We start from the raw sequence: 6,542 nt of genomic DNA on the forward strand, positions 1-6,542 counted from the left end.
GCGCGGCGGGGGGGGCCCGGCCGGGCGGCGGCCGGGCCCCCACCACGCGGTCAGCTCTGTCCGGGGCCTTCGTCCCGCACCCGCTGGGCGACGTCCCGCAGCTTGATGTTGTGGTGCTGGGACAGGCGGCGCAGCACACCGAAGGCCTCGTCCTCGCTCAGGCCGTGACGTTCCCTGAGGATGCCCATGGCCTCCCCGATGGCGTGCCGGGTCTCCAGGGCGTGCTGGAGCTGGTCGATGGTGCGGGCGTCGGCCAGGGCGACGGCGGCGTGGGAGGCCAGCAGCCAGCCGGCGGTCTCGATGTCCTTGCTGAAGGTGTCGGGACGGCGTGCGTAGAGGTTCAGCGCGCCGAAGTCCTCGTTGTGGGTGTACAGCAGGACACCCGTCATGCTTCCGATCCCGAGTGCGCGGGCTGCGGCGGCGTAGCGCGGCCACGCTTCCTGGGGCTGGGTCATGTCCGCGATGCGGAACACGCGCTCGCCGTCGCCGTCCGCGCCGCGGGCCAGATCGAAGCACGGCCCCTCGCCCAGCTCGCCCTGGAGCCGGTCGCTCTCCCGCACCATGTCGCCGCAGGCGGACAAGGTCACGGTGCGGCCCTTGCGCACCGCGAGGATGCCGGCCGCGTCACAGCCCTCGACCAGTTCCACCGCGGACGCCGTGATCTCGTCCAGCGTCCCCTGGACCGAGTCCTGCCGGAGCAGATCCCGCGCGAGCAGAGCCATCCGCTCCGCGAACTCGCGCCACTCCATTGGTCATCACCCCTCGGTCACCGATGCGGCAACAGTACGCCCCGTCGACGCCGTGCGGCGCGCGCGGCTGGATCAGGCCACCTGCGGCGGCCCGTGCCGCCCCCCGCTACCCGCGCCAGATCTTCCGGTACGCCTCCCGGTAGCCGGAGGGGTCCCAGGACGTGGCGCCGCCGCTGTTGCCGGTCGTGCTGATGTGGACGGGGGCCACGTATCCGCTGGCGGGACGGCCGGAGAAGGCGCGGTTGAACTCGTCGACGATCTGCCAGCCCTGAAGGGACAGCGGTTCCGGGACGGTGGCGGCCTGGTACTGCCCGCTGTCGATGCGCTGGAACGCCGAGGGGTCGCCGTCGCCGGCGCCGATGTTGAACGGCGGGCCGGAGCCTTTGCGGCCCGCCGCGCGGAAGGCGGGGGCCGCGTCGGCGAAGTACAGGTCGTTGATGGCCACGGAGTGGGTCCACTCGGCGCCGAACCGGGACAGGAGGGAGGAGATCTCCCGCGGGGTGCGGCTGCTCGCGTCGGGAATCGGGATGTTCTCGGACGCCAGCAGCTTCACGCCCCGGCAGGTGGCGAGCTCCCTCCTGATCAGGTCGGACTTGCCCTTCGCGAAGGGGATGGAGGCGTCGGTGATCAGCACGACCCCGGCCCGGCCGTGGGAGTGCGCGATGACCCACTGGGCGCTGATCCCGGCCACCTCCTCGACACGGGTGGTGACGTTGGTGAAGAGCTCGGGCCGGCGGCTGGGGCCGGGAGCGGCGACCGCGTGCCAGCCGATGAGCGGGATGCGTTCGGCGTTGGCCCGCGAGGTCTGCGGGGCCGTCGAGCCGGGGTCGAACCCGCCGATGACGATGCCCGAGGGCTTGAGGGTGACCGCCTCGCTCATCGCCGCCCGGATACCGGCGGGGGTGCCTTGGCCGTCGATCACCCGGACGCTCCAGCCGATGGCTCGCGCGGCCTCCCGCAGCCCGTTCGCGGCGCCCGCCACTCCGGGGTTGGTCATGGCCTGGGCCACGAAGACGATGGTCTTGCCGGGCACCGCCACGGGGCCGGTGGTCGGGCCGCCCCAGGGGACGTCGGTCCGATCGGCCCGGTCCACGGCGGCCTGGGCCCTGGCGCGGACGGCGGGACAGCCGTCCGGGCCTGCCGGGGGCACCCCCGAACCGCCCGCCGACCCGCGCTCACAGCCGGCCAGGACGGTCGCTGTGGCCAGCAGGGCACACCAGGCGAGCCGGGCCCGGCGGGCGCCTGGGGAGGCTTTGCGGTTGCCGTGCACGGGGGCTCCTCGCGGAGGACTGGGCGGCGGACGCGGCCGGGGACACGCTGCCCGGCGCCGGGTCAGACAGGGGGACCGGCGTTGCCGCCGTCCTGCGTGGGGGACGACGGCGGCACCGGTGCGCCGGGCGCGTCGCGGGCCGCGGCGGCGCCCGCTCGCAGCCGGCGGCGGGCCGCGCAGCCGGCCAGGCCGACGGCGATGAGCAGGGTACCGCCGTAGAACAGCGGGACCGTCCAGAAGTCGGCGACCAGTTGGGCGACGCCGGTGAGGCCGACCGCGAGCACGGCGACGGCGACCACGGTGCCGAGGGCGTTGGGGCGGCCCGGTCTGATCGCCGTCGAGCCGAGCAGGGCGCCGGCGAAGGCGGGCAGCAGGTAGTCGAGGCCGACGCTCGGGTTGCCGATCTGCTGCTCGGCCGCGAGCAGCACACCGGCGAAGCCGACGATCAGCCCCGCTGCGGCGAACGCGTACACGGTGTACCTGCGGACCGGGATGCCGATGAGGTCGGCGGCGCGCGGGTTCGAGCCGATGACGTACAGGCACCGGCCGAGCGGCAGCCGTTCCAGGAGCAGCCAGAGGACCAGCGCGAGGGCGAGCACGTAGAAGGCGGGCACCGGGAGGGCGAGGAAGGTGGAGTCGTAGAGGTCGGTGAAACCGGCCGGGAGGCCTTGCGGACCGGGGACGATCCGGCCGCCGTCGGTGACCCAGCCGGTGACGGCGTACATCATGCTGCCGGTCCCCAGGGTGGCGATGAAGGAGTCGATCCGGCCGAACTCGACGATCACACCGTTGAGGAAGCCGACGACCGCCCCTGCGGCGATCACCACGAGGCAGGCGAGCGGCCAGGGCCACCCGTCGTGGACGAGGAGCCGCATCACCATGACGTGGGCCAGGCCGAGGCCGTAGCCGAGGGAGAGGTCGAACGCGCCGGTCACGAGGGGGACCATGGCGGCGAGCGCGAGGACGGCCGGAACCGCCTGGTTGGACAGGATCGAGTCGACGGTGTCGAGGGTGGGAAAGGTGCGTGGCAGGGCCAGGGAGAAGATCAGGAAGAGCAGGGCCGTGAGGGCCAGGAGACCGTAGGCGCCGACGAGGTGCCCGTGCGGCCGGTGCGGCCGGGGCGAGGACGGGGGCGGTGCCGTCATGGGTTCGTCGCGGTTCCGGAACGAGGCACGGCCGAAGCCGCCCGGGTGAGCCCGGCCACCGTGAGGGCCGGTCCGCTCAGTTCGGCCGTGACGGCCCCGCGGACGAGGACCACGGCCCGCCGGCAGACGCGCGTGACCTCCTCGAAGTCGGTGGAGACGAGCAGGACCGCGAGGCCGGCGGCGAGCGCCTCGTCGAGCAGGCGGTAGATCGCGGCCTTGGCCCCCAGGTCCACGCTCGCGGTCGGCTCCTCGAGGATCAGCAGGCGCAGGCTCACCCGCAGCCACCGGCCGATCATGACTTTCTGCTGGTTTCCGCCGGACAGGGTGGCGAGGGGGGCCTCGCTGTCCGGGGGTCGCACCGCGTACCGTTCCATCAGGGTCACGGCCTCGGCGCGTTCACGGCGAGGGCCGGTCCAGCTCAGCGCCGGCCGGCCGCCCGCCCGCGGGTTGGCCAGGAGGTTCTCCCGCACGGTCAGGTCGGCGGCGCATCCTTCCCGCAGCCGGTCGCCCGATACGAAGCCGACACCGAGGCGGACGGCGCCGGCGACGGTACGGGGGCGATAGGGCCGGCCGCCGAGCAGGGCGCGCCCGTCGAGGAGGGGCCGGGAGCCGGCGAGGGCCCGGCCCAGGTCCATGTGTCCGGCGCCGGTGAGACCGACCAGTCCCAGGACCTCACCGGCCCTGAGCTCCAGGCTGACCGGTCCGGCGCCGGCGGTCCGCACGCCGTCGAGAACGAGTACGGCCGGTCCCCCGGCGGGAGCCGTGGCGGGCCGGTAGTGGGCCGGTTCCTCGCCGACGATGTCGCGCACCAGACGGGCGGGGCTGTGACCCGCCAGCGGGCCGTGGCTGACGAGGCGGCCGTCGCGCAGGACGGCGAAGGCGTCGGCGACCCGGTACACCTCGTCGAGGCGGTGGCTCACGTAGAGGACGGCGTGTCCCCGGTCACGCAGGGCGTGCAGGACGCGGAACAGGCGGGCACAGTCCGGCGCCGGGAGACGGGCGGTCGGCTCGTCCAGGACGATGAGTTTCGCGCGTGCCGCCAGGGCTCTGGCGATGGCGACCAGGGAACGCTCGGCCGGGCCGAGCCGGGCGACCGGTGTGCCGGGGTCGAGGTGTCCGGCGACGGTCCCGAGGGCGTCGGCGGCGCGCTCGCGGGTCCGCCGCCAGGAGATCAGCCCGGCGCGTCGCGGATACCCGGTGGTCAGGGCGACGTTCTCGGCGACCGTCATCCATTCCACGAGGCCGAGGTCCTGGTGGATGAAGGACATGCGTCGGGAGGCGGCTTCGGTGCCGAGCGGGTGCCCGTCCACCGTGATCAGCCCGGAGTCGGCGTGGTGGACGCCGGCGAGCACCTTGATGAGCGTGGACTTCCCCGCGCCGTTGGGCCCGAGGAGGGCGAGGACGCTTCCGGCGTGGACGTCGAGGTCGACTCCGGCCAGCGCGACGGTGCCGCCGAAGCGCTTGCCGAGTCCGCGGATGCGGACCACAGGTGGTGTCCGGAAGGGCGCCGGCGCCTTCGCAGACGGGTCTGGAGCGTCGTGCACAAGCGGGATACTAGCCGAACTAATCATTTCATTTCGGGTATACCTGGGCGTGCCGCACCCGCCTCACGCGGCGTCGAGCCCGCACTCGGCCCAGATGACCTTGCCCTGCGGCAGGTAGCGCGTGCCCCAGCTGCGGGACAGCTGCGCGACGAGGAACAGGCCGCGGCCGCCCTCGTCGGTGCTGGCCGCCCGACGCAGGTGGGGGGCGGTGTTGCTGGCGTCGGACACCTCGCAGATCAGGTTCCGGTCGTACAGCAGCCTTACCCGGATCGGACCGGCACCGTGGCGGATGGCGTTGGTGATCAGCTCGCTCAGGATCAGTTCCGCCGCGAACGCGGCCTCGTCCACACCCCAGTCGGCCAGCCGCCGGTCGGCACCGGCACGGACCTCGCTGACCAGAGCGGGGTCGGCGGGCAGGTCCCAGGTGGCGATCCGGTCGGCGGGCAGGGCGTGGGCACGGGCGACGAGCAGGGCGATGTCGTCGTACGGGTGGCTGGGCGCCACCGTGTCCAGGATCGCCTGACAGGTCTCGTCGGGGGTGCGGTCCGGGCGCGCCAGTGTCTCGCGCAGCTGCTCGAGGACCGCGTCGACGTCACGGTGCCGGTCCTCGATCAGTCCGTCCGTGTAGAGGACCAGCTGGCTGCCCTCGGGAAGGCCGGTCTCGACGACGTCGAAGGGCAGTCCACCGAGGCCGAGCGGGGGCCCGGCGGGCAGGTCGGGGTAGGTGACGGTGCCGTCGGGGCGGACCAGGGCGGGGGGAGGGTGGCCGGCGCGGGCCATGCAACACCGCTGCGTCGTCGGGTCGTAGATGGCGTACAGGCAGGTCGCGCCGATGATGCCGGCGCCCTCGCCGTCGGGGTCCTCCCGGTCCAGGCGCCCCACCAGGTTGTCGAGGTGGACGAGGACTTCGTCCGGGGGGAAGTCGAGCTCGGCGAAGCTGCGCGCGGCGGTGCGCAGCCGGCCCATGGTGGCGGCCGAGAGCATGCCGTGTCCGACGACGTCGCCGACGAGGAGGCCGACGCGGCCACCGGAGAGCGGGATGACGTCGTACCAGTCGCCGCCCACATCGGCCTCGGCGGGCAGGTAGCGGTGGGCGACCTCGACGGCGTGCTGGTCGGGCAGGCCGTGCGGGAGCAGCCGGCGCTGCAGGGCCAGGACCATGGTGCGCTCGTGCGTGTAGCGCCGGGCGTTGTCGATGGACAGGGCGGCACGGGTGGCGAGTTCCTGGGCGAGCGAGAGGTCGTCGTCCCCGAAGGGCGCCGGGTCCTGGGCGCGGTAGAACGCGGCGACGCCCAGGACCACACCGCGGGCGACGAGGGGTACGGCGATGAGCGAGTGGACGTGGACCAGCAGCCCGTCGGTGCGCTCGGGTCCGAGGGCGAGCCAGCCGGCGGCGACCTTCAGGTCCGGTTCCAGCACCGCCTGCCCGCTGGTCAGACAGCGCAGCTGGGGCGCGGTCGGGCCGAAGTCGGGCCGCTTGCCGACCGCGACGAAGGGGAGGTCGTCGCGGATGCCGTGGACCACGGCGCGGCGCAGGTCACCGAGGGGGTCCGTGGACTCCTCACCGCGCAGTACGGCCTCGACCAGGTCGATGGTGACGTAGTCGGCCAGTCGCGGGACCGCCGTCTCGGCGAGTTCCTCGGCGGTACGGCGCACGTCCAGGGTGGTGCCGACGCGGGCGCTGGCCTCGGACAGCAGCTCGAGGCGGCGGCGCGCGGCCAGGGCGTACGCCCCCACGCGGGGCTCCCCCACCATCACCAGCCCCCTGGCCTCGGACGGCCGGCCCGGAGGCCGGCCCGGCACGGTGTCGCCCCCGTCGGGCGTGGCCTCCCGG

At 74.2% G+C, this 6,542-nt stretch carries 5 protein-coding genes; all 5 read right to left on the minus strand.

Annotated features, from left to right (window positions below; all coding sequences use genetic code 11):
* Positions 1-50: 50 nt before the first annotated feature.
* Positions 51-749, minus strand: coding sequence for a GAF and ANTAR domain-containing protein (locus tag ABZX30_RS37470; RefSeq protein WP_355942738.1), 699 nt, complete (start codon positions 747-749; stop codon positions 51-53).
* A 106-nt stretch (positions 750-855) separates the two neighbouring features.
* Positions 856-2,019, minus strand: coding sequence for a substrate-binding domain-containing protein (locus tag ABZX30_RS37475; RefSeq protein ID WP_355942741.1), 1,164 nt, complete (start codon positions 2,017-2,019; stop codon positions 856-858).
* 62 nt (positions 2,020-2,081) lie between these two features.
* Positions 2,082-3,164, minus strand: a complete 1,083-nt coding sequence (locus ABZX30_RS37480; RefSeq protein WP_355942744.1) for an ABC transporter permease — start codon at positions 3,162-3,164, stop codon at positions 2,082-2,084.
* The gene (locus tag ABZX30_RS37485; protein WP_355942747.1) at positions 3,161-4,708 is read right to left on the minus strand and encodes a sugar ABC transporter ATP-binding protein; all 1,548 of its coding nucleotides are present in this window, start codon (positions 4,706-4,708) and stop codon (positions 3,161-3,163) included. The genes ABZX30_RS37480 and ABZX30_RS37485 overlap by 4 nt, the downstream gene beginning before the upstream one ends.
* A 63-nt stretch (positions 4,709-4,771) precedes the next feature.
* Positions 4,772-6,542: SpoIIE family protein phosphatase (locus ABZX30_RS37490; protein ID WP_355942750.1), on the minus strand; the 1,771-nt coding region annotated here is incomplete at its 5' end.

The sequence above is a fragment of the Streptomyces sp. NPDC004542 genome (assembly GCF_040610035.1).
In the GTDB taxonomy this organism is placed as follows: domain Bacteria; phylum Actinomycetota; class Actinomycetes; order Streptomycetales; family Streptomycetaceae; genus Streptomyces.

Bases quoted from the DNA above. Each gene is read 5' to 3' on its own strand.
- ABZX30_RS37470 (WP_355942738.1), bottom strand. From the start codon at position 749: ATGGAGTGGCGCGAGTTCGCGGAGCGGATGGCTCTGCTCGCGCGGGAT.
- ABZX30_RS37480 (WP_355942744.1), bottom strand. From the start codon at position 3,164: ATGACGGCACCGCCCCCGTCCTCGCCCCGGCCGCACCGGCCGCACGGG.